Annotated in this window: 26 protein-coding genes; 17 read left to right on the top strand and 9 right to left on the bottom strand. The window is 49.1% G+C overall.

Going from position 1 to position 25,172, the window contains the following annotated elements; all coding sequences use genetic code 11:
* Positions 1-599: 599 nt before the first annotated feature.
* Positions 600-1,688 carry a group II intron reverse transcriptase/maturase gene (gene ltrA / locus HMPREF9469_RS11580; RefSeq protein WP_007862132.1) on the top strand — a complete coding sequence of 363 codons (1,089 nt, stop codon included), beginning with the start codon at positions 600-602 and terminating at the stop codon, positions 1,686-1,688.
* A gap of 120 nt (positions 1,689-1,808) precedes the next feature.
* On the opposite strand, the gene HMPREF9469_RS11575 is transcribed toward ltrA, so the two are convergent.
* Genes HMPREF9469_RS11575 through HMPREF9469_RS11555 form a run of 5 tightly spaced genes read right to left on the bottom strand, consistent with a single transcriptional unit; the run spans position 1,809 to position 6,242 of the window.
* Positions 1,809-2,921, bottom strand: coding sequence for an ABC transporter substrate-binding protein (locus HMPREF9469_RS11575; RefSeq protein WP_007862131.1), 1,113 nt, complete (start codon positions 2,919-2,921; stop codon positions 1,809-1,811).
* A 44-nt stretch (positions 2,922-2,965) separates the two neighbouring features.
* Complete coding sequence (locus HMPREF9469_RS11570) at positions 2,966-3,763, bottom strand: ABC transporter permease (RefSeq protein WP_007862129.1); 798 nt, start codon at positions 3,761-3,763, stop codon at positions 2,966-2,968.
* Entirely contained in the window at positions 3,763-4,602 is an 840-nt protein-coding gene (locus HMPREF9469_RS11565; protein WP_007862127.1) for an ABC transporter permease, read from the bottom strand. The genes HMPREF9469_RS11570 and HMPREF9469_RS11565 overlap by 1 nt, the downstream gene beginning before the upstream one ends.
* The gene (gene potA / locus HMPREF9469_RS11560; RefSeq protein ID WP_007862125.1) at positions 4,595-5,671 is read right to left on the bottom strand and encodes a spermidine/putrescine ABC transporter ATP-binding protein; all 1,077 of its coding nucleotides are present in this window, start codon (positions 5,669-5,671) and stop codon (positions 4,595-4,597) included. The genes HMPREF9469_RS11565 and potA overlap by 8 nt, the downstream gene beginning before the upstream one ends.
* A 37-nt stretch (positions 5,672-5,708) precedes the next feature.
* Positions 5,709-6,242 carry a helix-turn-helix domain-containing protein gene (locus HMPREF9469_RS11555; protein ID WP_007862124.1) on the bottom strand — a complete coding sequence of 178 codons (534 nt, stop codon included), beginning with the start codon at positions 6,240-6,242 and terminating at the stop codon, positions 5,709-5,711.
* 306 nt (positions 6,243-6,548) lie between these two features.
* On the opposite strand from HMPREF9469_RS11555, the gene HMPREF9469_RS11550 reads away from it, so the two are divergent.
* From HMPREF9469_RS11550 to rpiB, 3 genes are all read left to right on the top strand, one after another.
* A complete protein-coding gene (locus tag HMPREF9469_RS11550; protein ID WP_007862123.1) occupies positions 6,549-7,610 on the top strand; it encodes a lactonase family protein in 1,062 nt (353 codons plus the stop codon).
* 114 nt (positions 7,611-7,724) lie between these two features.
* Positions 7,725-8,924: a chorismate synthase gene (gene aroC, locus HMPREF9469_RS11545; protein ID WP_007862122.1), complete on the top strand. Its 1,200-nt coding sequence runs from the start codon at positions 7,725-7,727 to the stop codon at positions 8,922-8,924.
* A 56-nt stretch (positions 8,925-8,980) separates the two neighbouring features.
* Positions 8,981-9,421, top strand: a complete 441-nt coding sequence (gene rpiB / locus HMPREF9469_RS11540; protein WP_007862120.1) for a ribose 5-phosphate isomerase B — start codon at positions 8,981-8,983, stop codon at positions 9,419-9,421.
* A 62-nt stretch (positions 9,422-9,483) separates the two neighbouring features.
* Here rpiB and rbr read toward each other — a convergent pair whose 3' ends face one another.
* Complete coding sequence (rbr, locus tag HMPREF9469_RS11535; RefSeq protein ID WP_007862118.1) at positions 9,484-10,023, bottom strand: rubrerythrin; 540 nt, start codon at positions 10,021-10,023, stop codon at positions 9,484-9,486.
* 208 nt (positions 10,024-10,231) lie between these two features.
* Positions 10,232-10,777 (bottom strand): NADH peroxidase, encoded by a 546-nt coding sequence (locus HMPREF9469_RS11530; protein WP_007862117.1) that lies wholly within the window; start codon positions 10,775-10,777, stop codon positions 10,232-10,234.
* 341 nt (positions 10,778-11,118) lie between these two features.
* Between HMPREF9469_RS11530 and HMPREF9469_RS11525 the strand changes: the two genes are divergently transcribed.
* From HMPREF9469_RS11525 to alsK, 7 genes are all read left to right on the top strand, one after another.
* On the top strand, positions 11,119-12,024 hold the full coding sequence (locus HMPREF9469_RS11525; RefSeq protein ID WP_227884217.1) for a sugar phosphate isomerase/epimerase family protein: 906 nt from the start codon (positions 11,119-11,121) through the stop codon (positions 12,022-12,024).
* Between the two features lie 33 nt (positions 12,025-12,057).
* Positions 12,058-13,239, top strand: a complete 1,182-nt coding sequence (locus HMPREF9469_RS11520) for a sugar ABC transporter substrate-binding protein (RefSeq protein WP_007862115.1) — start codon at positions 12,058-12,060, stop codon at positions 13,237-13,239.
* 110 nt (positions 13,240-13,349) lie between these two features.
* Positions 13,350-14,861, top strand: coding sequence for a sugar ABC transporter ATP-binding protein (locus HMPREF9469_RS11515; protein ID WP_007862114.1), 1,512 nt, complete (start codon positions 13,350-13,352; stop codon positions 14,859-14,861).
* Positions 14,845-15,846, top strand: a complete 1,002-nt coding sequence (locus HMPREF9469_RS11510) for an ABC transporter permease (RefSeq protein ID WP_007862113.1) — start codon at positions 14,845-14,847, stop codon at positions 15,844-15,846. Before HMPREF9469_RS11515 ends, HMPREF9469_RS11510 begins: the two co-directional genes overlap by 17 nt.
* 15 nt (positions 15,847-15,861) lie before the next feature.
* Positions 15,862-16,785 (top strand): ribokinase, encoded by a 924-nt coding sequence (locus tag HMPREF9469_RS11505; RefSeq protein ID WP_007862111.1) that lies wholly within the window; start codon positions 15,862-15,864, stop codon positions 16,783-16,785.
* Positions 16,786-16,867: 82 nt separating this feature from the next.
* Positions 16,868-17,611, top strand: coding sequence for a DeoR/GlpR family DNA-binding transcription regulator (locus HMPREF9469_RS11500; protein WP_007862109.1), 744 nt, complete (start codon positions 16,868-16,870; stop codon positions 17,609-17,611).
* An 8-nt stretch (positions 17,612-17,619) separates the two neighbouring features.
* Complete coding sequence (alsK, locus tag HMPREF9469_RS11495; protein WP_007862107.1) at positions 17,620-18,597, top strand: allose kinase; 978 nt, start codon at positions 17,620-17,622, stop codon at positions 18,595-18,597.
* A gap of 135 nt (positions 18,598-18,732) precedes the next feature.
* Here the strand turns inward: alsK and HMPREF9469_RS11490 are convergent, their stop codons facing one another.
* Positions 18,733-19,278, bottom strand: coding sequence for an NADH peroxidase (locus HMPREF9469_RS11490; RefSeq protein ID WP_007862106.1), 546 nt, complete (start codon positions 19,276-19,278; stop codon positions 18,733-18,735).
* 193 nt (positions 19,279-19,471) lie between these two features.
* Positions 19,472-19,900, bottom strand: a complete 429-nt coding sequence (locus HMPREF9469_RS11485; RefSeq protein ID WP_007862105.1) for an HIT family protein — start codon at positions 19,898-19,900, stop codon at positions 19,472-19,474.
* 354 nt (positions 19,901-20,254) lie between these two features.
* Between HMPREF9469_RS11485 and HMPREF9469_RS11480 the strand changes: the two genes are divergently transcribed.
* The 6 genes from HMPREF9469_RS11480 (at position 20,255) to HMPREF9469_RS11455 (ending at position 25,171) form a co-directional block, all read left to right on the top strand.
* Positions 20,255-20,728: an RpiB/LacA/LacB family sugar-phosphate isomerase gene (locus HMPREF9469_RS11480; protein ID WP_007862104.1), complete on the top strand. Its 474-nt coding sequence runs from the start codon at positions 20,255-20,257 to the stop codon at positions 20,726-20,728.
* Positions 20,729-20,748: 20 nt separating this feature from the next.
* Positions 20,749-21,840: a mandelate racemase/muconate lactonizing enzyme family protein gene (locus HMPREF9469_RS11475; RefSeq protein WP_007862103.1), complete on the top strand. Its 1,092-nt coding sequence runs from the start codon at positions 20,749-20,751 to the stop codon at positions 21,838-21,840.
* 20 nt (positions 21,841-21,860) lie between these two features.
* A complete protein-coding gene (locus tag HMPREF9469_RS11470) occupies positions 21,861-22,634 on the top strand; it encodes an SDR family NAD(P)-dependent oxidoreductase (RefSeq protein WP_045091430.1) in 774 nt (257 codons plus the stop codon).
* Positions 22,635-22,675: 41 nt separating this feature from the next.
* Positions 22,676-23,497: a sugar phosphate isomerase/epimerase family protein gene (locus tag HMPREF9469_RS11465; protein ID WP_007862099.1), complete on the top strand. Its 822-nt coding sequence runs from the start codon at positions 22,676-22,678 to the stop codon at positions 23,495-23,497.
* Positions 23,498-23,526: 29 nt separating this feature from the next.
* Positions 23,527-24,612 (top strand): TRAP transporter substrate-binding protein, encoded by a 1,086-nt coding sequence (locus tag HMPREF9469_RS11460; protein ID WP_007862097.1) that lies wholly within the window; start codon positions 23,527-23,529, stop codon positions 24,610-24,612.
* Positions 24,613-24,685: 73 nt separating this feature from the next.
* Positions 24,686-25,171: a TRAP transporter small permease gene (locus HMPREF9469_RS11455; RefSeq protein WP_007862095.1), complete on the top strand. Its 486-nt coding sequence runs from the start codon at positions 24,686-24,688 to the stop codon at positions 25,169-25,171.
* Position 25,172: the final 1 nt, after the last annotated feature.

Below are 25,172 nucleotides of genomic sequence, written 5' to 3'. Positions count from 1 at the left end.
AACCAGGTCCATCAGGTAATGGTCCGGCTAACAGGGCTAAAAATTCCGTTTGGAACCGTATAGGTTCCTGCATAACATCCATAAACTACACCAGAAAAGGCCCTGGGCGCTTCCTGCGCCCGGGCCTTTTCCATGTGTGCCAAGCATGGCACTAATCTAACTGGTGAAAGTCCAGTCACAGGTATTTACCGCCAAGTGTAGCGGAGCGTAAGTTGGTGTCAGTAATGGCATAGATGAAGGAAGCGCATAGCAAAGTTCTCGAGCCTACGAACAGAAACTTGATAAGGCGATGAGGTGGGTAAGGTTGCATGACAAACTAAAGCCCAAAGGGTAAACGTATAACCGAAATTGTAAATCAAGAGGTTGTGGAACGAAAGATTAGTGTCTTACCTTGGGAGACCCTACCCACATATCATTCGATATGGTCGAAAAAGGTTTAGGGAGGGAGTCAGATGAAGTCATAGTAGGCGTAATAACTGAAGGACTGAAACGATCTATAGTACGAATTGTTATTAAGAGAATGGTGCATTAGCCAGAAATCAGATGGATAGGAAAAGTAGGAACGTAACCGAGGAATACTGTCTATATCGAGAGGGGCGATGTGCATAAATTTTGTGATAATCAGAGGAATCCCAACGGTCTTGGACAGAGTGATACAACAAGCTATAGCTCAACCCATTATAGAAATATATGAGGAAATATTCAGTGAATTTAGCTATGGTTTCAGACCAGGAAGAAGTTGTCATGATACCATAAAACAAGCATTGGAAAATCTGAACGAGGGATATGAATGGGTAGTAGACATTGATATAGAACAATTCTTTGATAAAGTAAATCACGATAAGTTAATTCAGATTCTTAGAGAGCAAGTGAATGACAGTACCACATTAAACCTGATTCGGAAATATCTCAAAGCAGGAGTGATGGAAAAAGGACTGGAACAAGCAACCATGACAGGTGTGCCGCAGGGGGGACCTCTCTCAGTCGTACTTTCTAACGTGTATCTTGATAAATTAGACAAGGAACTGGAACAAAGAGGACTTCGTTTTACAAGGTATGCTGACGATACAATGATTTTCACTAAAAGTGAAATGGCAGCCAACAGAGTGATGAAATCCATAACAGACTGGATAGAAAGAAAACTGTTTCTAAAAGTAAATGCAACCAAAACGAAAGTAGTCAGACCTACAAGAAGCAAATATCTTGGCTTCACATTTTTAAATCATGGTGGAGAATGGAAAGTAAAACCCACCACAGAGAAGAAAAAGAGACTAAAACAGAAATTAAGTGAATACCTCAAAAGAAATAAGGCTATTGCACGACCACTTGCAGAAACAATTAAACGAGTGAATGAAATAGTCAGAGGATGGATTAACTACTTTAGAATCGGAATGATGAAAACATTTATGAAAGAGTTTGGAGCATGGCTTAGGCACAAGATAAGAGTAATTGTTATAAAGCAATGGAAAATGCCTAAGAGAATATATAGAAACCTATGCTATCTCAATCAGAAATATAAAAATGGGTTTGACCATGAGGCTATTTACAAAGTTGCTAATTCAAGACTTGGTTGGTACAGGAGAAGTGGTATGAATGTTGTGAATTATATTCTAAGTCCAGAGTTGCTTGAAAATAAAATAAAGGACGGAGCTGGTTTGCTCAATCCTTTAAATTATTATCTAAGATAAGTTGGAATATAAGTTGTAGAGCCGTATACGAGACCCGTACGTACGGTTCAATGAGAGGGAAGTAATTCCTAGCAATTACTTCTCTACTCTATTACAATGATCCGCACATGGATCTTATATTTATTCGGATTTGATCTCTTTCCACATATCATTATAGATGGTATCCACGTCATCTCCCAGGTATTTGATGATCTCGCAGTTTGGCAGGCTGTGGATATCAGGGAACAGCGCTTTGTTGTTCTTTAACTCGTCATCCAGCAGGTCGTATGCGCCTTTGTTGGGTGTTGCGTAGGTGATATATTCAAAGTTCTTCTTGGCAATGTCAGGACGGCACAGGAAGTCGATCCATTTCTCGGCATTTTCCTTGTGCTCCGCATTGGCGGGAATTACCCAGGAGTCGATCCAGTAGTTGGTTCCTTCCTCGGGAATCACATACTCCAGGCTGTAGTCCAGGCCCTGGTCGGCCACTGCTTCCTGAATATAGAGCATTTCTCCGGAGTAGATCACGCCCACGGCTGCCTCGCCGCCGATCATCTTATCCCTTACCTGGTCAATGACATATGCCTGTACCAGGGGTTTCTGCTGGATCAAAAGGTCACGGGCCTGGGCCAGTTCGTCCGGGTTGGTGGAGTTTAAGGAATAACCCTCCATTTTCAGGGCAACTGTAAATGCGTCCCTTACGCTGTTCTGCATCAGGATCTCACCGCTGAGACGCTCATCCCAGAGGTCAGACCACTTAGTGGGAGCCGGCACGCCCAGTTCCTCCAGCCGCTTAGTGTTGTAGAGGATACCCATGGTGCCCCAGCAGTAGGGTACGGAGTACTTGTTCTCAGGATCAAATCCCTTGGAGATATCCAGGTAGTCCTCGCCGATCTCCTTATAGTTGGGGATGTTGTCAAGGTTGATCTCGGCCAGCAGATTGTTCTGGCTCATACGCTGGATCATGTAATCCGATGGGCAGACCACATCATATTTCACAGCGCCGGCCTCGATGACAGGGTACATTTCCTCATTTGTCTCAAATACATCATAGACAACCTTGATCCCTGTCTCCTCCTCAAACTGGGAGATCACATCCTCGTCAATGTATTCGCCCCAGTTGTAGACATTGAGCTTGTTGTCCTCTTTGTTTCCTCCCTCGGAGGAACCGGATTTGCCGCATCCTGTAACCAGGGCGGCGGACAGTACTGCAATGGAAGCAGCTGTCAGGGTGATGACCATTTTCTTTTTCATAATTATTCTCCTTTAGATCTCAAAATAGGTCAGAGTGGATCACTCTATGCTTGTTCCGGTTTTTTAATGGACCGGAAATTAACAATAATAAGAAGGATCAGCACTGTCAGGAAAATGATGGTGGACAGTGCGTACATGGACGGGCGGATGCCGCGCCTCACCTCGCTGTATATGAGGGTGGAAAGGGTGTTGATGCCGGCTCCCTTGGTAAAGTGGGTGATGATAAAGTCATCCAGGGACATGGTAAATGCCAGCAAAAAGCCGGAGAGCACGCCGGGCATGATGTCCGGGAACACCACCTTAAAAAAAGCGTAGGACGGGGACGCGCCCAGATCCAGGGCCGCCTCATAGGTATATTTGTCGGTCTGCTTCAGCTTTGGCATCACGCTCAGTATCACATAAGGTATGTTGAACGTGATATGTGATATGAGCACGGTCTTAAATCCCAGGGAAATGCCAAAGGCGATAAACGCCAGCATCAGGGATATGCCTGTTACGATATCAGCGTTCAGCATGGGTATATTGGTAATCCCCATCACAATGGTCTTTGGAACCGCCCTCATGGAGCCTATGGACAGGGCGGCGGCCGTGCCGATGACAGTGGCTGCCAGGGCGGACACAAAGGCAATGACCAGTGTGGTGGTCAAAGCGCTCATAATGGAGCGGCTGTCAAACATCTGGGCATACCACTGCAGGGTAAAACCGCCCCACTGTGTCCTGGACTTGGACTGGTTAAAGGATAATACCATCATGGTCAGGATAGGGGCATATAAAAAGATTAATATCAGCACCATATAAAAATCAGAAACAATTTTGCGCAGCGCTCTTGAACCTTTTGTCATCAGAATGCAGTCCCCTCTCCATTTTTATCGTATTTGGCGATCATGGCCATACTGATCAGGATAAAGACCATAAGTACCAGTGAAAGTCCGCTGCCCAGATGCCAGTTGCTTCCCCTGGTGAACTCCTGCTCAATGACATTGCCGATGAGAAGGATCTTGCTTCCGCCCAGCAGGTCGGAGATCACAAAGGTGGTCAGGGAAGGTACGAACACCATGGTAATGCCGCTTATGATGCCCGGGATGCTTAAGGGGAACCATATCCTGATAAAGCGCTGGAAACCGTTGGCCCCCAGGTCTTTGGCAGCGTTGATGATATTGTCGTCTATCTTGGACAGCACATTGTAGATGGGCAGTACCATAAAGGGCAGGAAATTATATACCATGCCCAGCACAATGGCTGAGGGCGTGTTGATCAGGGACTGTGTTGGCAGGTGCAGCCATGTGAGCAGTCCGTTGATCACCCCGTTCTTTTCCAGCAGTGTCTGCCAGGCCAGGGTCCTCAGAAGAAAGTTCATCCACATGGGAAGGATGAATATGAACACAATAAATCCTCCAGCCGCAGCCCCGCGGCCCCGGAGGATCATAGCCAGGGGATAGGCCAGGAACAGGCACAGGACAGTGCTCACCAGGGAAAGTCCCAGGGACAGCCACAAGGCTTTTGCATGGTCTGCTGACGCGATGGCAATGATGTTGGACAGGGTGACGGCGCCGTGTTTGTCGGTAAGGCCATACCACATGATCAGTGCCAGGGGTATCAGGGTAAAACCGATCATCCACAGCAGATAAGGTCCGGATAACAGCGCTTTGCCGATGGCAGCGCCTTTTTTCTCGCTATTCATTGACTCCCAGCGCCTCCTCATCCTCAGAAGCAGGTTTGTTCATGATCTGGATATCAAACGGCTCCACATGGATGCCAACCTGCCGGCCAACCGGGAACATGTCGGTGGAGTGTACCAGCCACTCAAAACCATCCGGGGTGGTTACCTCCATCTCATAGTGCACACCCTTAAAGATCAGATGGGTCACAACACCCTGTATACTGCCCTCCTCGGGTTTTACAAGATCAATATCTTCAGGACGGATCACAACGTCCACAGGCCTATTATTTCCAAAGCCCTTGTCAACACATACAAACCTGGCGCCGAAAATTTCAACCAGTTCATCCTTGATCATAATGCCGGGTACAATGTTGCTCTCTCCGATAAAGTCAGCCACAAAGGCATTTTCCGGTTCATTATAAATCTGTTCAGGGGAACCCATCTGCTGGATATATCCCTGGTTCATGACCACAATCGTGTCTGACATGGTGAGGGCTTCCTCCTGGTCATGGGTCACATAGATAAAGGTGATTCCCAGTTCATTCTTAAGGCGGATCAGCTCGTACTGCATATCCTGGCGCAGCTTCAGGTCCAGTGCGCCCAGGGGTTCATCCAGAAGGAGGACCCGGGGTTCGTTCACAATGGCCCTGGCAATGGCAATACGCTGCTGCTGGCCGCCGGACAGGGAATCCACGGTACGCTTCTCATAGCCGGACAGGTTCACCAGCTTTAAGGCGTATTTTATCTTATCATCAATGTAAGCTTTTGATTTGTTCTTGATCTTAAGCCCAAAGGCAATGTTTTCCGCAATATTCATATGGGGAAACAGAGCGTACTTCTGGAATACTGTATTTAACTGGCGTTTGTTGGGAGGGATCCTGGTGATATCCTGCCCCTCAAACATGACCTTTCCTGTGTCCTGTGTGGTAAAGCCGCCGAGGATACGAAGGGTGGTGGTCTTGCCGCAGCCGCTGGGGCCAAGCAGGGTGACGAAACTGTTCTCCTTAATGGAGAGGTTCAGGTCGTCCAAAACCATCTCACCGTCAAAACTTTTTGAAATGTGCTGTAAATCAATGAATGGCTGGCTCATGATAAATACGTTCTCCTTTTATCGTAATGTGAAGCTTCTAAAAGCTGGGCGGTGAGCTTACCCACAGCAGGAGTGCCCCGTTCTTGCTGGTCAGGTAATGTTTCTTGTCCGGGGTGAAATAAAAGGATTCCCCCTTTTTGGCCTTGTATGTCTTGGTCCCCAGATGAATGGAGACAGCCCCCTGAAGCACGTACCCGAACTCTTCTCCTTCATGGGGATTATCCGGATAAGTGGATCCTCCCGCCTTTAAGGTCAGGAGAATGGGCTCCATCACATTCTTCTGTGCATTGGGGATGATCCATTTGATCTCATTATTCAAGTCTGTGTCAATTTTTTCAAAATAATCCTGTTTACCGAATACAATCTGTTCGTCCGGTGTTTCGGTGAAGAAATCCCCGATGGTGGTGCCCAGGCACTGCAGTATATCCATCAGGGTTGCGATGGATGGGGAAGTCAGGTCCCGCTCAAGCTGGGATATAAAGCCTTTGGAAAGCTCGGCCCGGTCCGCAAGTTCCTCCTGGGTCAGACCCTTCAGCACCCTCAGTTCTTTTAATTTACTTCCGATCTCCATGGAAACCCTCCCTGTATCCCGGGTGTGTCTGCGGACACACTCTAATCTGAACAAAAAGTTTACAAATACTAACTGACTGTAAAATTAAGCAAAAAGTTTAGTAATAATAAACAAGCGCGAATTTCATTATACATTAAATTGATAGTATGTCAATACTTTTTTGTAAAGTTCCGGGCAACAATTTCATAAATATCCGGTTAACAAATTCACAAAATTATGATATGATGTTTTTAGCGCAGCGTCCAATGAAAAATCAGGGATTGGGCCGGCATTAAGACGGACGTGAATCAGGGAGGTAGAACAGGTATGAATGGAAAATATATGGCATATGTAGGATCCTATTCTTACACCGGCAAGGCCAAGGGAATCACAGTGTATGATGTGGATGTGGAAAAGGGTGTGTTTAAGGAGCGGTGTGAGGTGGAAGTGGACAACTCCTCCTATGTCATTGCTTCCAGCGATGGAAAGACCTTGTACTCCATAGCAGATGAAGGTGTGGTATCCTTCCGTATCCTTCAGAACGGAAGCCTGGCCAGGCTGAACAGTTCTCCCATACGCGGTATGAGGGGCTGCCATTTGTGCACGGATGTGAAGGACGAGTATGTGTTTGTGTCCGGCTACCATGACGGCAAGACCACTGTGCTGAGCCTGAATAAGGACGGTTCCGTGGGTGAGATCGTGGATGAGGTTTATAATAAAGGTTACGGCAGTGTGGCGGAGCGAAATTTCCGCTCCCATGTAACATGTACCAGAAGGATGCCTGACGGCAGGTATGTCCTGTCCGTGGACAACGGCACGGACCAGGTAAAAGTTTACCGGTTTAATGATAAGGATAAAAAACTGGTCCAGGTGGATGCCATCCACTGTGACCTGGAGTCGGCACCCAGACATTTCCGCTACAGTTCGGACGGAAGATTCCTTTATCTGATGCATGAACTCCAGAATGTGATCAGCGTGTATTCCTATGAGACCGGGGACAGGGCGCCGGTGATCGAGAAGATCCAGACCATTTCCACCACGGCCACCAAGAATCCGGGCAATCTGACGGCTGCCTGCGCCATGAGGCTGTCTCCGGACGAAAAGTATATTTACTGCACCAATGCAGGTGAGAACACGGTGACGATCTACAGAAGGGATGAGGAATCAGGACTGCTGACCATGATCAGCTGCCTGCCTGTCAGCGGCGAATATCCCAAGGATGTGGCTATTTTCCCGGATCAAAAGCACATTGCGTCCATCAACCATGACAGCGGCTCCATCAGTTTCTTTGAGGTGAATTATGAAAAAGGGCTTTTGGTCATGCGCGGACGCAGCATCAGCGTGAACCAGCCCAACTGCTGTGCCATTGCCAGGATCGGCAGGTCATAGCAGGGGATGTGATGAGGGTGTATTATCAGGCGCACGATCAGGGTATACTACCAGAACATAGGATACTGTGGGCAGAACAAATACGGGCATGATATGGAGGCAGGATAAGGATACATGGCAGGTTCAACATATGGAACAATTTTAAAAGTTACTACCTGGGGTGAATCCCATGGAAAGGGGATCGGCGTGGTCGTGGACGGGTGCCCGGCCGGCCTTCCCCTGACTGAGGCGGACATCCAGGTGTATTTGGACAGAAGAAAACCAGGACAGAGTAAATTCACCACGGCCCGCCAGGAAGGGGACGTGGTGGAAATTCTTTCAGGGGTATTTGAGGGCAGGACCACGGGAACGCCCATTGCCCTGGAAGTGCGCAACACGGATCAGCGCTCCCACGACTACGGCAACATCATGGATGTATATCGTCCCGGACATGCGGATTATACCTTTGACTGTAAATATGGGTTTAGGGATTACCGCGGCGGCGGGCGTTCCTCAGGCCGTGAGACTACCGGCCGGGTGGCTGCAGGGGCTATTGCCTGTAAGCTGCTTAAAAGCCTTGGAATCACTGTGAGGGCTTATACCCGGTCCGTGGGTGAGATAGAGATCAATGACCAGGCGTTTCAGTTGGATGAGATGTGGAACAACCGCCTGTATATGCCGGATGCCGGTGCGGCGCAGAAGGCCCAGGCCTATCTGGAGGAGATGATGGCCAGGAGGGATTCCTGCGGAGGCGTGGTGGAGTGCGTGATCCAGGGAATGCCTGTGGGGGTGGGTGAACCGGTATTTGAAAAGCTGGACGCCAACCTGGCAAAGGCCATTCTGTCCATTGGGGCAGTGAAGGGATTTGAGATCGGGGACGGTTTTGAGGCCGCCAGGGCTCTTGGGTCATCTAACAATGACGGGTTTATCATAAGCCGGGAAGGCAAAGAAGACGGCAAAGAAGACGGCAAAGAAGACGGCAAAGAAGACAAAAAAGAGGACGGCGGAGGGAACGGAAAAAGGGCCGGACAGGAGTATAAGGTGGTCAAGAGCAGCAACCACTCCGGGGGCACCCTGGGAGGTATCAGTGACGGCAGCGATATCGTGATCCGGGCAGCATTTAAGCCAACCCCATCCATTGCCAGAAGCCAGCACACGGTCACCAGGACCGGACAGGAACTGGATATTGAGATCAGGGGACGTCACGATCCCATCATTGTGCCAAGGGCCGTGGTGGTGGTGGAGGCCATGGCTGCGCTGACAGCGGCCGACCTGCTGCTGGTGTCCATGACATCCAGGCTGGACCGGATCCAGGGCTTTTTTGGACGCGGATAGAATTGTGCATTTAAGGGATAAAGAAAACTGACGCATCAGGAGATAGGAGAAAGATTATGAAAATCGCAATCGGTAATGACCATACAGCCATCGAGCTGAAGGAGATCATCAAAGAGTTTGTGGAAAGCAAGGGATATGAGGTTATTGACCTGGGAACCAATTCAACGGAAAGCTGTGATTACCCTGTATATGGGGAAAAGGTGGGAAAGGCAGTGGCTTCAGGAGAGGCTGACCTGGGGATTGCAATCTGCGGCACGGGCGTTGGGATCTCCCTGGCTGCCAACAAGGTAAAGGGTATCCGCGCATGCGTATGCAGTGAGCCTTACACGGCCAAACTTTCCAGAATGCACAACAACTCCAATGTCCTGGCTTTTGGCGCCAGGGTGGTGGGAAGTGAACTTGCCAAGATGATCACTGAGGCGTGGCTGGATGCCAAGTTTGAGGGCGGAAGACATGAGCGCAGGGTGAATATGATCATGGAGATCGAGAATCAGTAGGATCATAAAAGCAGGGCCGGGATATGAAGTTTCCCGGCCCTGCTTTTATGATAGGGTATGAATTAATAATTCTCAACTTTTCTCTCAAAGTAAGCTCTTGGATGTGCACAGCATGGACATACTTCAGGAGCTTCCTCGCCCTCATGGATGTATCCGCAGTTTCTGCACTTCCAGCCCAGAGGAGCATCGCCCTTAAAGGTCTTGTCGTTCTTTAAGCTGTTTAACAGGGTGTTGTATCTTCTCTCATGAGCTGCCTCAACCTTGGCAACCAGTTCAAACTTAACAGCCAGTTCCTCAAAGCCTTCCTCACGCGCCTCACGCGCCATACGTGCGTACATGTCGGTCCACTCGTAGTTCTCGCCTGCAGCAGCGTCAACCAGGTTCTCCTCAGGAGTTCCGATCCCGTGAAGCTCCTTGAACCACATCTTAGCATGCTCCTTCTCCTGATCGGCGGTCTCCAGATATAATGCGGACATCTGCTCATAGCCAGCCTTCTTAGCTGCGGATGCATAGTATGTATACTTATTGCGTGCCTGGGACTCTCCGGAGAATGCGTCCTTTAAGTTCTGTTCTGTTTTAGTTCCTGCGTATTTTGATGCCATAGTTTTACCTCACCTTTCTCTTTTGAATATTATATATTGCTGCCGTTTACTGCTAATTCCTATTGTATCCTTAAATTTCAAATATTTCAATCCATATTTTGCTAATTCCTCCTTTGTAACTGACAGCCGGTGTTAGGGGCAGTGCAGGCAGCCTTGGGGAGACCGCCTGACCGTTTAAAAGGAGGGTTCTATTGATTATGCTAACAGATTAGCCGAAGTATCTATTTAACAGGCCTTCAAATGCCTTGCCGTGGCGTGCCTCATCCTTGGCCATCTCATGAACCGTGTCATGAATCGCATCCAGGTTCAGGGCTTTGGCTCTTTTAGCCAGGTCGAACTTGCCGGCAGTAGCGCCGTTCTCAGCAGCCACTCTCATCTCCAGGTTCTTCTTGGTGGATGAGGTGACAACCTCGCCTAACAGCTCCGCAAACTTGGCAGCGTGCTCCGCTTCCTCAAAAGCAGCCTTTGCCCAGTACATGCCGATCTCGGGATATCCTTCCCTGTGGGCGACTCTGGACATGGCCAGGTACATGCCAACCTCAGAGCACTCACCCTCAAAATTAGCCCTTAAATCCATCATGATATCTTCAGGAGCGCCCTGGGCAACCCCTACCTCATGCTCGCATGCCCATGCCATCTTGTCAGCTTCCTGCTCCTTGAACTTGGATGCAGGAACGCCGCACTGTGGACATTTCTCAGGTGCATTCTCGCCTTCATAAACATAACCGCATACTGTACATACCCATTTCTTCATAACTTATATTCTCCTTTTTGATTTATGATTAAATGTTTTGTTTCTATCAATAATAGTAATTGTTACTGATATTAATATAATACAAACAACCCCATAAGTCAATAGATTTTTAAAAATATTTAAAATATATTTGTGCAAATCCCGGGTTGGAAATACTGCTGAAAAGAAATGAAAAGTATTAAGGGGCCAGGGAAGAACGCCAGGGGGAAAATGAAGAAAAATGAAAAAATAAGAAAAAAAGTAAAAATAGTTGACAAAAAATAAAAATAATTATATATTATTACTAACAATATGAAAGAAGGTGACAAAATATGAAATTTTCTGGAAGAATGAACTCTTTTATGTTTAAAGGAAATTATGATCTGTTCCAAACCATAGATGCATACCGAAACCTGGAGGGGATCACCCACCTGGAGTTTAATTACCCGGAGCATGTGGACGGTTATGATCTGGATGAAATCAGGGAGCATATGGGCGGCCTGGGGGTGAACGGGGTTGCCTTAAGATTTCGGGGCAATGAGTTTGCTGAAGGAGAATTTACAGGCACCCGTGAGGATGTGAGCAGACGTTCTGTTCAGCTTTGCAAGGATGCTGCGGATGCCTGTGAGGCGCTGGGGGGAAGTGTTATAACAATATGGCTTGGGTTTGACGGGTTTGATTATCCCTTCCAGGTTGACTATGAGAAAAACTGGGACAAGATCGTCAGGGCGTTCAGGGAAGTGGCGGATTACGCAGGAGGCAAGGGGCTTAAGGTGAGCATTGAGTATAAACCATGTGAGCCCAGGGCATTTTCCATGATCGATGGCATAGGGCTGACCCTGCAGATGATCGATGAGGTGGACCGGCCTAATATCGGAGTTACCCTGGATTTCTGCCATATGCTGATGAAGCGTGAGAACCCGGCTTATTCCCTGGCTTTGGCTGCCAGGAAGAATAAGCTGTACGGGCTGCATATGAATGACGGATACGGGGAACTGGATAACGGTTTGATCTTTGCCTCTGTGAGCATGCCCCAGGCGCTGGAGTTTGTGTATTACCTTAAGAAATACAATTATGACGAAGTGGTATTTTTTGATTCCTTCCCCATCAGGGAGGAGGCGCAGCAGGAGGTCAGCGCCAATATCAAGGCGTTTAAGGCACTGTCAAACGCCATTGACAGCTATGGTATGGACCGGATCGAGGAGGTTATAAAAGAACAGGATGGTATCAAGGCTCAAAAGCTGGTACTGGACATGTTCTCAAAATAATAAAAAGGAATCCAACAAAAGGAGGAGCAAGCGATGAGAAAAAAGGTATTGGGAATTTTGGTTACATCAGCAATTGTAGGGGCCATGTTAATGGGATGTAGTTCAGGCGGCGGCAGTACCGCAGCGGTCCAGACAACAGCCCCTGCGCAGAGCGAGGCCCAGTCCCAGGAGACAAAAGGGGAGGATAAGGGCGCGGAAGCTGCAAAAGAGGAGACTGAGGCCGTGGTCAGCGAAGGTTTTAATCCTGATAAGGAGGCGGGCGTCAGCATTGAGGATGTACGTGAGGAATTTGGAGCAGAGGTCCCTTACGGAAGCCAGGATATCGTAGTCGGGGCAGTTGCCAAGCAGTTCCAGAATGAATACTGGCGCACCCTGAAAGAGGGATATGAGGAAGGAGCCGGACTGGCATCCGAGGCAGGGGTAAAGGTTACCATCGATGTCCAGGCCGCCCTGGATGAGAACGATGAGCAGGGACAGCTTGCCATCCTTAATAATATGATCAATAAAAAATACTCTGTGCTGCTGCTGTCTCCCATTTCAGACGGAAACCTGGTGCCGGGTGTTGAGAGCGCGGTTGAGAAAAACATACCTGTGATCAATGTAAACGATGGCCTGATTGCAAATGCACCTAACTTTGTAGGGCCAAAGGCAGACCAAAACGGTGAACTGGCAGCGGAGTGGATCTCCAAACAGCTGGACGGCAAGGGTCAGGTTGCCATTGTGATCGGTATGCCCAAGGCATTTGCCGCAAGGCAGAGGACCGAAGGCTTTGAAAACTGGATGACGGCAAATTCACCGGACATTGAGATTGTTGCAAAGCAGAATGCCGACTGGGACAGAAACAAGGCCAAGGAACTGGCTGAAACATGGATCAAGAACTATCCCGACCTGAAAGCGATCTTCTGTAACAATGACGGGATGGCCCTTGGTGTTGTGGAAGCGGTCAAGGAATCCGGAAAAGATATCCTGATTGTAGGTGTTGACGGAATCGGCGAGGCCTATGATTCCATCAGAAAGGGTGAATTAAGCGCAACCATTGATTCCTTCCCATTCTACAAGGCGCAGATCGCCCTTGAATGTGCCCTGCGTGAACTGGCCGGACAGAAGCTTCCAAGAGTTATCTGGACGCCGCAGGCCCTGATCGATTCCACCAACGTGGATACTGACGCAAAAGAGATCATTAATTGGGCTCCCACAGAATATAAAGCCCAGTAATATACAGCTCAGCAGAATACAGCTAGTAATATACAGGATCAATACATGGGGCCAATGCAGAATGCTCGGTAGGGCTTTGCACAGGCCCCATAGCTGAAAGGGGCTTGCAAATGGAAAAATCAATCGAGTTTAGGCAGATAGGCAAACAGTTTTCCGGCGTCAGGGTACTAAAGGACATCAGTTTTTCCGTGTGTAAGGGGGAAGTCCATGCGCTGTTAGGGGAAAACGGGGCCGGCAAATCCACGCTGCTGAATATCCTTCATGGGGTTTACCAGGAATATGAGGGCAGTATTTGGCTTAACGGCAGTCAGGTATCTTTTAAGAATCCCAATGAGGCCATTAGGAAAGGCCGCATTGTTAAGGTACACCAGGAGATCAATGTGGTGAGGGATCTGACCGTTGGCCAGAACGTTACCCTGGGATATGAGCCCCATCATGGCATGATAGTGGATTACCGCACGCTGAACAGGACTGTGAATGAGATATTGGACAGGTTAAAATGCGATTTCAGGGCTGAGGACATGGCCAGCCGCCTGACGGCAGGCGGGATGCAGATGCTGGCCATTGCCAAAGCCCTTTTTCATAAGGCGGAGGTGATCTCCCTGGATGAGCCCACCGCCTCGCTGACAACCGGGGAAACGGCTGAATTGTTTAAGATTATCCGGGAGCTAAAGGAGTCAGGCATTACCATCATCTATGTAAGCCACAGGCTGGAGGAGATTTTCCAGATCTGCGACAGGGCTACGATCCTGAGGGACGGGGCTTATATTACCACCCTGAATGTGGGGGATATCAGCAGGGAGACCCTGATCAGGCACATGGTGGGCAGGGATGTGAATGCGGTGGCATCCAGAATGAGAGAGAGCTGTGTCCGGGATGAGGTGGTCCTTAAGGTTCAGGGTCTGAGCCGTAAAGGGGTATTTGAGGACGTCAGCTTTGAACTGAGAAAGGGTGAGATATTGGGATTTGCCGGTCTGGTGGGAGCGGGAAGGACCGAGGTGATGAGGGCGATCTTTGGAGCGGATGCCAAGACGGCCGGACACATTTTCCTAAAGGGCAGGGAGGCGGCCATACATAATACCCAGGACGCCCTGCGCCTGGGAATCGGCCTTCTTCCCGAGGAGCGCAAAACCCAGGGCTTTATCAATATGATGAGCAACATAGATAACGCAGCCCTGTCCTCCCTGGAAAAATATTTGACCAACCACTTTGTGGATGAGAGGAAAAAACGAAAGAACTATCTGAAGTATGAGAGTGAACTGAACGTCAATCCCAAGAAGCCGGATTATATGACCCAGAACATGTCCGGGGGAAACCAGCAGAAGATTATATTGGCCAGGTGGATGTCCACGGATGTGGATATACTCATTTTCGATGAGCCCACCAAAGGCGTGGACGTGGCGGCCAAGGCGGAGATATACAGGCTGATGGAGGACATTGTCCACAATGGAAAATCCGTGATCGTGGTGTCCTCAGAACTTCCGGAGGTCATGGGTATCAGCGACCGCATTATTATTATGTGTGAAGGAAAAAAGACAGGGGAGCTGCAAAAGGAAGAGTTTGCAGAGCAGGTGATCCTAAATTACGCAATGGGAGGAAAAGACAATGGGGAAAGAGAATAACAGCCGGCAAAAGGCCGTATCGCGGATGATGTTCAGCGGATCTGTCCGTGAAATAGGGGTTTTTGTTGCTTTGATCATCATGGTCATCATATTTGCGCTGATTGACTCCTCTTATGTGACCGTGGGAAATTTTGTGGATATTGTAAAGCAGGCCACCATTAACGGGATCCTGGCCATCGGCATCACCTTTGCGATCATTTCAGGGGGAATCGACCTGTCCCTGGGAAGTACGTTCGCCATTGTCATTGTGGCGGTCGGACAGCTTACGGTACTGGGTGTGCCGCCTGTAGCCGCCATATGCGCAGGCGCGGTGCTGGGAACCTTTATGGGATCCATCAATGGACTGCTGGTCACCAAGATGAGGCTGCAGCCATTTATCGCCACCCTGGGCACCATGAGCGTATTCCGGGGTATCGCCTATGTGGTCACAGGCGGATGGCCGGTCCTCAACATACCGGATGCGTACAGAAAATCCCTGGGGGCAAAGGTGATCGGGGATGTGCCCATATCTATCTTTGTGCTGTTTGCCATCGCGGTAATCGCCCATATCCTGCTTAAGAAGACCAGGTTTGGAAATTATCTCTTTGCCGTGGGAGGCAACGAGGAGGCGGCAAAACTGTCGGGCGTGAATGTGGACAGGACAAAGATCCTTGCATATTCCATGTGCGGGTTCTGCGTAGCATTTGCCGGCATGGTCATGCTGGCCAACCTGGGCACCGGCGAACCGGCCACCGGACAGGGATATGAACTGGATGCCATCGCTGCCTCGGCTATTGGCGGAACCCGTATGGCGGGAGGAAAGGGCAGTATTTTGGGCACCTTTTTAGGCGCATTGCTGTTGGCAGCCCTGAAGATCGGTCTGATCATCACCGGGGTCAGCACCTTCTGGCAGTATATTGTGACAGGTATCATCATTGTCATAGCAGCCTATTTTGAGGTGATACAGAGCAAGTTGTCCTCAAAATTTTCAAAGTCACAGGCATAAGGACGGATGGTGAAAATGGAGGGAAAGGCAGTTGTAATAGGAAGCCTGAATTATGACATTATTCTAAAGACAGACAGGATGCCGTACAAAGGTGAGACGCACCAGGCAAAAAGCGCGGAGTTCTGCTGCGGGGGCAAGGGCGGCAACCAGGCGGTGCAGTGCGCCAGGCTGGGGATCAAGACCTATATGGCCGGCAATGTGGGCATGGATGTAAATGGTCTAAAGCTTCTGGAGGGTCTGCAGAAATACGGGGTGGACACGGAATTTGTGAAACGCAGAAACGGCAGCAGCGGCATGGGAGTCGTACACACACTGCCGGATGGGAGCGTGTATGCCTCCATTACCAGGGGCGCCAATTATTCCATGGGTACGGAGGACATTGATGGGATACGCTGCCTGCTGGATGAGCATACGGTTGTCATTCTGCAAATGGAGATCCCGGAGGAAGTGATCCGGTACGCCATTGAGACGGCTGCAAAGGCCGGATGTACCATCCTGTTTAATATGGCACCGGCTGCAAAGATCCATAAAAAATATATGAAGCTTTGCGGTTACCTGATCATGAATGAGGTGGAAGCTGAATTTTATACAGGTGAAGCAATTGACTCTGTGAAAAAGGCAGAGGAGGCATTAAAGCGTTTTGCAGGGGAGATGGGGAATGTCTGTATCTTTACCTTGGGAAGTCTGGGGGCGGTGGCCTGTAAAGGAGAACGGCTCTGTTACAAGGGATCCTATCCGGTCGCGGCAGTTGAGACCACCGGGGCCGGGGACTCCTTTGTGGGCGGCCTGGCATACGGCATCCTAAACCATATGGAGCTGGAGGATATGCTGGATCTTGCCACCTGCTGCAGCGCCCTGACCGTACAGGATACGGGCGCACAGGACTCCATGCCGGATATTGGACAGGTGTTGGATTTCCGTAATAAATGGTTGAAATGAGACCACTGTAAAATTGACAATCTTTGCATTTCATGTATACTTTAAGGTAAATAGTGATGTGAAAGATACAGGGAGGGGTCTGATGATTCCATACGAAAGACGGCAGATATTGCTTACAGAACTGGAAAAGCAGGATATGGTAACCCTTGGGGATTTTGCCAAAGCATTAAACGGGGTTTCGGAATCCACGATCAGAAGGGATTTGAAGATATTGGAGGGGGAAGGGCAGATCGTCCTTTTGCGGGGAGGAGCTGCCAAGATCAAAACAGGCTCCTATGATACTCCCATCAATTCCAGGGGCTTATATAAGATCAAGGAGAAAGAGGCCATTGCAAAGACGGCGGCACAGCTGGTAGGCGATGGAGAGGTCATTTATATCGATGCGGGAACCACCTGCTTAAAGATGATCCCTTATCTCAAGAATAAGAAGATAACAGTGGTGACAACCAATGCAATGGTGGTTCCCAGCATTTTGGAAACTGAGATCAATGTAATAATGATTGGCGGGGATGTACTGAAGTCCACGGCGTCTATTGTGGGCAGCATGGCGGATAACAGTTTAAAGAACATGTTTTTTGACAAAGCCTTTATTGGCGCTACCGGGTATGACCTTCAGTCCGGTGTCAATACCCCTGACAGCAGGGAGGCCAATAAAAAGCGGATCGTAAAAGAAAATTCAGCGCAGATCTACGTGCTGGCAGACAGTTCAAAGTCGGGAAAACGCACCATGTGCAAAGCCATGGAGCTGTCGGAGTGCACGATCATAACTGAAAAGGAGACGCCGCTTTTAAAGGAATATGCCAACTACATTCTCGCCAGGGATTAGGAGACGGAATGGAAGACGGGATAAGAGACAGGATAAAAGACGAGGCCGTATCGGGATTGGATCTTGGGGCGGGCGCCAGGAGGATACTTGGCATGGACATCGGCGGCACCAACCTGCGCATGGGGCTGGTGGATGAAACGCTCATTGTGTCAGCCCTTGAAGTGATTCCGGCCAGACAGGTATATGAGGCGGATGACACGCCCCAGGCCCTTGGCGCTGTGATCCTGGATTATATCAGGAGAAATTCAAATGGCCGTGTCCCTGTGATGGTGGCGGCAGGATTTCCCTCTGTTGTGGACAGGCACAGACGCAGACTGTATTCATCCACCAATTTTCCGGGACTGGATGGTGTGGATATTGTGGAGGCGCTGGAAGATAGGCTGGGCATACCGGTCATCATAGACCATGATGCATATTATCTGCTGGCCAATGACATATGGCAGCTTAAGCTGCCTTCAGAGGGAGCAGTGGCAGGCTTTTATTTTGGCACGGGAATGGGAAATGCGATCTACATAAACGGACGTCCTTTTATTGGCAAGAACGGCACGGCTGCCGAGGTGGGCCATATACAGATGGGACTTGAGCAACGCCCGTGCAGCTGCGGCAATAAGGGATGTGTGGAGATGTACTGCTGCGGAAAAGCCCTGGAGCAATTGCAGAAAGCCCATTTTCCCCATACCGGGATCGGGGATCTGTTCACCCAATGGGGGCACACGCAGGTGCTGGACGAATTTGTACAAGCCATGTCCATTCCGGTGGTGGCGGAGATCAATATACTTGACCCCGAGGCAGTGGTGATCGGAGGCGGGATTGTACAGATGAAGTCATTTCCAAGGGAAAAGCTGGTACGCTGTATACTGGAGCATACGAGAAAGCCGTATCCGGCTGAGAACCTTCAGATCTATTTCTCCCAACCATCGCCGGCCAACGGTATTGTGGGGGCAGCGATTGCAGGTTTTAAGAAAATAGGAATGGAGATGGGATAGGGTTCCCCGGCATTTCCAAAAAAAGTGGGCAGGATCCCCGAGTATGGGGGCCTGCCCGCCTTGCGGTGCGCCGCAGTCCGTATTCCGCTATCCTGGTACGGGCTGGGATGTTTATTCTGATGAAATTTTTATATATTAGCCAAAGTACCTCTGTAGCAGACCTTCAAACGCCTTGCCGTGGCGTGCCTCATCCTTAGCCATCTCATGAACCGTGTCATGGATCGCATCCAGGTTCAGGGCCTTTGCTCTCTTGGCCAGGTCGAACTTGCCGGCAGTAGCGCCGTTCTCAGCAGCCACTCTCATCTCCAGGTTCTTCTTGGTGGAGGAGGTAACAACCTCGCCTAACAGCTCCGCGAACTTGGCGGCGTGCTCTGCTTCCTCAAAAGCTGCCTGAGCCCAGTACATACCAATCTCAGGATATCCTTCCCTGTGGGCCACTCTGGACATGGCCAGGTACATGCCAACCTCGGAGCACTCGCCCTCGAAATTAGCTCTTAAATCCATCATGATATCTTCAGGGGAACCCTGTGCAACACCAACCTCGTGCTCGCATGCCCATGCCATCTTGTCAGCTTCCTGCTCTTTGAACTTGGATGCAGGAACACCGCACTGTGGACACTTCTCAGGTGGATTCTCTCCCTCATAAACATAACCGCATACTGTACATACCCATTTTTTCATAATCAATATTCTCCTTTTTCCCATATATTTATAGTTCGTAATTGATAATAGTAATTGTTACTGATATCAATATAATACAGATCCGGGAAAAAGTCAAGCATTTTTTTGAATATTTATAGAAATAAAAGACGCCTGGATTTCCCTTAGGATTTATGAAGGAAACCAGGCGTTTCTGCAGTATGGGGTGTATGGCTTATTCAGCCGGCAGATACGCCCTAAGAGTACGTGCCAGGTTTTCATATTCACTGTCAGAGAGAAACGTCTTCTTACTGTTCATCTCAAAAGTTCCGCCCCATTCTTCTCCATCCCTGTACTTGGGGACCAGATGAAAATGGAGATGGGAGCCGGTATCACCATAAGCGCCGTAATTCAGCTTATCAGGTTTGAATGCCTTATGAATGGCATTGGCTGCCGCCGCCACATCGGAGAAAAAGGCGGTCCGTTCCTCAGCGGTCAGGTCGATCAGCTCACTGACATGTTTTTTGTGGGCAATAACGCAACGGCCGCGTTTGCTCTGCTCCTTAAATATGTATAGAAAACTGGTATTCATTTCGCAGACAGGATAGGCGAATGCTGCTGCCATATCACCCTGCATGCAATAGGCACAATTTGGATCTTTCATCTTATAGATACCTCCATATGTAATCTGTTGGTTTGTTCCGTTACGGAGCGTCCAAGGGTTTAGGGTTCATGCTGATTACAAAATTTATAATAAAACGTTTTATAAAAATTGTCCAGTGAAAAATACACTAGTAAAACTACTAAAAATATGTTTAACGTGCACGAAAATAGTAAAAAATCCAAATAATTATTGACTAGAACATGAATAATCTGCTAATATCAAGCCATAAACATAAAACGTTTTAGTTCCGCGTTGGAGTAGATAGGGCAGGGGGGATCAATGCTGATTACATGGATTCACCATCAACCATAAGTGGGAGTCCTAATCCGAAAGAGATAAGAAAGGAAGACAGAAATGAACGTAGTGATTGCATCAGATTTTTCAGGATTTCGCTTAAAAGAAGCGGTAAAAGCGCACATCATTGCCCTGGGATATGAGGTGGAGGATGTGGGAGCACAGAAGGAGGAGGATGCTACCCTATATTTTGAAGCATCGGAAAACCTGGCCCGAGTAATCCGGGAGGGAAGGGTGGAACGTGGTATTGTGATCTGCGGAACAGGAGCAGGTGTAAGTATGATCGCCAATAAGTTCAGAGGCGTGTATGCGGTTGCATGTGAGAGCGTATACACTGCTGAAAAGACATCCCTGATCAACAATGCCAATGTACTGGCCATGGGTGAAAAGGTGGTTAGCTTCAGTATGGGAGCCGAGATGGCTGAGCGTTGGCTGGAGGGCAGATGGTGCCAGGGATTTGAGGAACAGAGAAGGCGGAATAACGAGAGAGGTTTTGGAAAACTCCAGGAAATAGAATCAGAAAACTTTAAATAGATGAAAGGAAGAGATACAAAATGGATCATATGATTTCGGATATTACATATTACAGAGCGGTTTCAAGCATCAGTAAGCCTATAGCGGATTCCACCCACACGATCAGCAAGATTGCATTTTACATTGTGGAGCTGACCACAAGGGAGGGAATCAGGGGACAAGGATATCTGTTGTCCTTCCACTATTCTCCAGGTGCGGTTGAGGGGGCCTTAAAGGATGTGTGTAATTTTATAAAATCCCGGCAGTATGCTGTCTATGATACGGTGAAGATGAAAAAGGACTGGGACATGGAAGCGGAATATTTTGGAAACACAGGCATTAACACCTGTGCCATAGCAGCAGTGAATATAGCCATGTGGGATGCATGGGGGCATTGCTGCGGACTGCCGGTATGGAAGATGCTGGGGGCAAACCAGAAGAGGATACCTGTATACGGAAGCGGAGGATGGATCTCCTACAGTATTGAGGAACTGCTGGAGGAAGTGACGGATTATAAGAGCAGGGGATTCACTGCAGTCAAGATCAAGGTGGGATCCGGATCTGTTGACAGGGACATGGAGAGGCTTACAAAATGCAGGGAAGCGCTGGGAAGCGGAGTTAAGATCATGATGGATGCAAACCAGGGAATGGATGTGCCCACTGCTTTGGAATTGTCAGAACGGGCCAGGGCAATAGGAATCCAGTGGTTTGAGGAACCGGTGGTACACACGGATTTTGCGGGTTATGAGCTGCTGCGCAGCAAATGCGGCATAGCCCTTGCCATGGGAGAGAGGGAGTACGACTGTGAAGCCCTTAAGAACCTGATTGCGCGTAATGCACTGGATCTGTGGCAGCCGGATATCATACGCCTGGGAGGCGTGGAGGCGTGGCGGGATTCAGCGGCCCTTGCGGATGCCTACCATATACCTACATTACCCCACTATTATAAGGATTATGATGTACCTCTTCTGTGTACGGTCAGGAACCCATACGGTGCGGAATCCTTTGACTGGATCGATGGGATCATTGACAACACCATGAGGATTGAAAATGGGTTTGCCTATCCGAGAGAGGGAGCAGGATGGGGATTCAGGTTCAGGGAAGAGTGCATGCAGGCGTTGGAAAGAGGATGATGGGAAAGGCGGTAATGAATATGGGTAGTGTTGAATATGTAAATGACCTGTTCAGCCTTAAAGGGCATGTGGGAGTTGTGACAGGCGCGTCCAGGGGTATAGGTCTTGGCATTGCCAAGGTACTGACCGATGCAGGTGCCAAGGTATATAATCTGGATGTGGTATCCAGGAGCAGTGAGGAAGAAATTTCAGGGGAAATGACGGATGTCCAGGTGAATCTTATGGACAGGGAAGAGACAAAGCAGGTCATTGAAACCATTGCAGAAAAAGAGGGTGGCCTGGATTTCCTAGTAAATAATGCAGGTATTACATATAAGTGCAGGGCCGAAGAATTTCCCGCTGACCGGTACCAAAGAATACAGAACCTTAACCTGGAAACCGTATTTGAACTGTGTAAGATGTGTTATCCCTACCTGAAGCAGTCCCAACACATAGGGAGGATCGTGAGTATTTCCTCCATGGGGGCACATATGGGATTTTCGGGAGTGGTTCCGTACTGTATGACCAAATCAGGGGTCACAGGCCTTACCAGGGGGCTGGCTGAGGAGTGGAAAAATGATAATATACTAGTTAACAGTGTGGCGCCGGGATGGGTACTTACCCGGATGAATGAGGAAATGTTCCGGGAAAATCCCGACAGGAAGGAGGCTGCGCTTCGCAAAATGATGCTGGATCGTTTTGCCGCTCCCTCTGACATTGGGAGAATGATCTTGTTCCTTTTGGGAAAGGCATCATCATACTGCACAGGACAGGACTTCGCAGTGGACGGCGGTGCCCTTGCTCACGGATTTTGAGGGGTTTATGAATATGCTCCGGGAAAGGCAGGATAGAAAGAATGAGATTCAGCGGGACAATTACACTGCAGTATGATACGCCCTTTGCACCTTACCGGGCCAGGGAGTATGGACAGGCTCTGAAGTGGCTGACTGACAGTGGCTTTGACGGTGCGGAAGTGTGCATATCCAGCTATGAGGATGTGGATGTAAGAAAGGTCAGAAAAGATCTGGATGAAAGGGGGTTGGGGTGCTCCACTATTTCAACAGGGCAATCCCGGCTGTTGGAGGGGATTTCCCTTTTGCACACCGGCGGTGAACTTAAGAAGGCCCAGGAGAGGATGAAGCAGCATATCGATGCAGCGGTGATACTGGGAAGCAAGGTTACCCTGGGACTTTTGAGAGGGCTTGGAGAGCCTGGGAAAGAGGAGGAACAAAAGCAGACGCTGGCCAGGAATCTGGAGCCTGTTATAACCTATGCACAGGACAGACGGGTAACCATAATACTGGAAGCCATTAACCGTTATGAGACATCACTGTTTAACAGTGCGGATGACGCAATGTCATTTGTAGAAAAGGAGCTTGCAAATGCAGGCTGTATGGGAATCCTATGGGATATCTTCCATGCCAATATTGAGGACGCCAGGTTTGACGAGGCGATTGAGCGTATGGGCAGACGGCTGTGCCATGTCCATGTGGCGGATTCCAACAGGATGTTCCCGGGGTACGGACATATTGACTTTGAGAGGATCGTGGAAAAGCTGGGGAATGCCGGGTTCCAGGAGTATATGTCATTTGAATGTATGAATCTTCCCACTGTGGAAAGCGTGCGCAGGGAGGCAGGGCTGTTTGTCCGGAAAATGCGCGGCGTGGCACAGGGGTGACTGAATAACAAGGAGAAGGAGAAGGACTTATGAAGAAATTATTAGCAGTTGTATTATCGGTAACCATGATGGCGTCCCTTTTATCAGCATGCGCTAAATCCAATACCGCAGGGGAGACAACAATTCCGTCTGCTGGAGAATCACAAACAGAAGGGCAGAAGGCTTCGGATAGCCAGAAAGCAGCCGCTGACCCTAAGGTTACACTGTCATATGCGGAGGTAAACAGCGAGACCTCACTCATGGGAATGACTGCACAGAAGTTTAAGGAAGAGGTGGAGCGCCTGTCCGGAGGGTCGGTTGAGATCCAGATCTATGCAGGCGGCGTGTTTGGCGCAGAGGGGGATGTACTGGATACCATGACCTCAGGGGGAGGCACAGTGGATATGACCAGGATCGCAACCCAAAGTCTTAAGGACTACACAGGGATCAATGTCACCAACCTGTTGACTGTTCCTTATATATTTAACGGGAGGGAACATTTCTGGAAGACTGTTGAGACAGACATTGGGGATGATATCTTAAATGAATGCCATGAGGTGGGACTTGGAATCAGAGGTCTGTTTTTTGCAGAGGAAGGATTCCGCAACTTTTTCTTTAAAGATAAAATAACGGGGATAGAAGACCTGAAAGGAAAGAAGATCCGTTCTTCCACCGATTCCACCATGGTGGGAACCATTGAGGGGCTGGGGGCAGCTCCGGCAACGGTTGCATTTAATGAACTGTATTCCGCTCTGTCAACCGGTGTTGTGGATGGTGCGGAGCAGCCGATCGTAAACTACCAGTCCAATGCATTTAATGAGGTTGCCCCATATATGATTTTGGACGGTCATACCTTTGGGGCCTGTATGGTACTGATCACTGATTCGGCCTGGGACAAGCTGACACCGGCCCAGCAGGAGGCAGTGATGGAGGCAGGCGGTATCGCCAGTAGATATAATGCCGGATGCTCCCAGGACGTGGAGGATGAGTGCAAAGCAAAGCTGGTGGAAAGCGGTGTGACTTTTGTGGAGGTGGATGACCTTCAGCCGTGGCGGGACGCCTGCTCTAAGATTATTGGTGAAGTGACAGAAGGCCTGGACGATTACATGGTAAGAATAGAGGAACTGGGAAATTAATGATGGACTGGATGCGGGACAGCCGAAAGACTGCTGTCCCTCCCTGCCAAGAGATTATAAAAAGGAGCCTGTTATGAAACAAGTATTCAACCGTGTTTACCAGTGCATCATGATTCTATGTAAGATTTTTCTGATCATAGAGATCCTGATTGCAGCTTTGGTGGTGGTGACGCGATACCTTCCAGGCATCGTGGTTCCCACATGGAGTGAGGAGACCATCCTGACCTGTATGATTTATATGGCCATGCTCAGTGCGGCCCTGGGGCTGCGGCGCAATGCCCATATACGGATGACCGTGTTTGACCGCCTTTTGCCAAAGGCAACGGTAAAGGCCCTGGACCTGTTTGGCTGTGTGGCCGTGCTGGCATTTGCCCTGGCAATGGTGTACTATGGCTGGAATTTTGCCGTCACCATGGGAATGAAAGGGGCATATGCAAGCATGCCCGTTATCTCCAAGTTCTGGCTATATTTCCCAATCCCGCTGTCAGGGCTTGTGACGGCCCTGTTTGAAGTGGAACAGATCTGTTGCCTGGCCGGGCCTGAGAGAGAGGAGGGGTAAT

The organism is [Clostridium] citroniae WAL-17108 (assembly GCF_000233455.1).
Classification (GTDB): domain Bacteria; phylum Bacillota; class Clostridia; order Lachnospirales; family Lachnospiraceae; genus Enterocloster; species Enterocloster citroniae.
Note: the sequence above shows the minus strand (reverse complement) of the source record. Positions and strands in the feature narration are given on the sequence as shown.

Coding starts and splice junctions, on each gene's coding strand:
- ltrA (WP_007862132.1), top strand. CDS start 600: ATGTGCATAAATTTTGTGATAATCAGAGGAATCCCAACGGTCTTGGAC.
- HMPREF9469_RS11575 (WP_007862131.1), bottom strand. CDS start 2,921: ATGAAAAAGAAAATGGTCATCACCCTGACAGCTGCTTCCATTGCAGTA.
- HMPREF9469_RS11570 (WP_007862129.1), bottom strand. CDS start 3,763: ATGACAAAAGGTTCAAGAGCGCTGCGCAAAATTGTTTCTGATTTTTAT.
- HMPREF9469_RS11565 (WP_007862127.1), bottom strand. CDS start 4,602: ATGAATAGCGAGAAAAAAGGCGCTGCCATCGGCAAAGCGCTGTTATCC.
- potA (WP_007862125.1), bottom strand. CDS start 5,671: ATGAGCCAGCCATTCATTGATTTACAGCACATTTCAAAAAGTTTTGAC.
- HMPREF9469_RS11555 (WP_007862124.1), bottom strand. CDS start 6,242: ATGGAGATCGGAAGTAAATTAAAAGAACTGAGGGTGCTGAAGGGTCTG.
- HMPREF9469_RS11550 (WP_007862123.1), top strand. CDS start 6,549: ATGAATGGAAAATATATGGCATATGTAGGATCCTATTCTTACACCGGC.
- aroC (WP_007862122.1), top strand. CDS start 7,725: ATGGCAGGTTCAACATATGGAACAATTTTAAAAGTTACTACCTGGGGT.
- rpiB (WP_007862120.1), top strand. CDS start 8,981: ATGAAAATCGCAATCGGTAATGACCATACAGCCATCGAGCTGAAGGAG.
- rbr (WP_007862118.1), bottom strand. CDS start 10,023: ATGGCATCAAAATACGCAGGAACTAAAACAGAACAGAACTTAAAGGAC.
- HMPREF9469_RS11530 (WP_007862117.1), bottom strand. CDS start 10,777: ATGAAGAAATGGGTATGTACAGTATGCGGTTATGTTTATGAAGGCGAG.
- HMPREF9469_RS11525 (WP_227884217.1), top strand. CDS start 11,119: ATGTTTAAAGGAAATTATGATCTGTTCCAAACCATAGATGCATACCGA.
- HMPREF9469_RS11520 (WP_007862115.1), top strand. CDS start 12,058: ATGAGAAAAAAGGTATTGGGAATTTTGGTTACATCAGCAATTGTAGGG.
- HMPREF9469_RS11515 (WP_007862114.1), top strand. CDS start 13,350: ATGGAAAAATCAATCGAGTTTAGGCAGATAGGCAAACAGTTTTCCGGC.
- HMPREF9469_RS11510 (WP_007862113.1), top strand. CDS start 14,845: ATGGGGAAAGAGAATAACAGCCGGCAAAAGGCCGTATCGCGGATGATG.
- HMPREF9469_RS11505 (WP_007862111.1), top strand. CDS start 15,862: ATGGAGGGAAAGGCAGTTGTAATAGGAAGCCTGAATTATGACATTATT.
- HMPREF9469_RS11500 (WP_007862109.1), top strand. CDS start 16,868: ATGATTCCATACGAAAGACGGCAGATATTGCTTACAGAACTGGAAAAG.
- alsK (WP_007862107.1), top strand. CDS start 17,620: ATGGAAGACGGGATAAGAGACAGGATAAAAGACGAGGCCGTATCGGGA.
- HMPREF9469_RS11490 (WP_007862106.1), bottom strand. CDS start 19,278: ATGAAAAAATGGGTATGTACAGTATGCGGTTATGTTTATGAGGGAGAG.
- HMPREF9469_RS11485 (WP_007862105.1), bottom strand. CDS start 19,900: ATGAAAGATCCAAATTGTGCCTATTGCATGCAGGGTGATATGGCAGCA.
- HMPREF9469_RS11480 (WP_007862104.1), top strand. CDS start 20,255: ATGAACGTAGTGATTGCATCAGATTTTTCAGGATTTCGCTTAAAAGAA.
- HMPREF9469_RS11475 (WP_007862103.1), top strand. CDS start 20,749: ATGGATCATATGATTTCGGATATTACATATTACAGAGCGGTTTCAAGC.
- HMPREF9469_RS11470 (WP_045091430.1), top strand. CDS start 21,861: ATGGGTAGTGTTGAATATGTAAATGACCTGTTCAGCCTTAAAGGGCAT.
- HMPREF9469_RS11465 (WP_007862099.1), top strand. CDS start 22,676: ATGAGATTCAGCGGGACAATTACACTGCAGTATGATACGCCCTTTGCA.
- HMPREF9469_RS11460 (WP_007862097.1), top strand. CDS start 23,527: ATGAAGAAATTATTAGCAGTTGTATTATCGGTAACCATGATGGCGTCC.
- HMPREF9469_RS11455 (WP_007862095.1), top strand. CDS start 24,686: ATGAAACAAGTATTCAACCGTGTTTACCAGTGCATCATGATTCTATGT.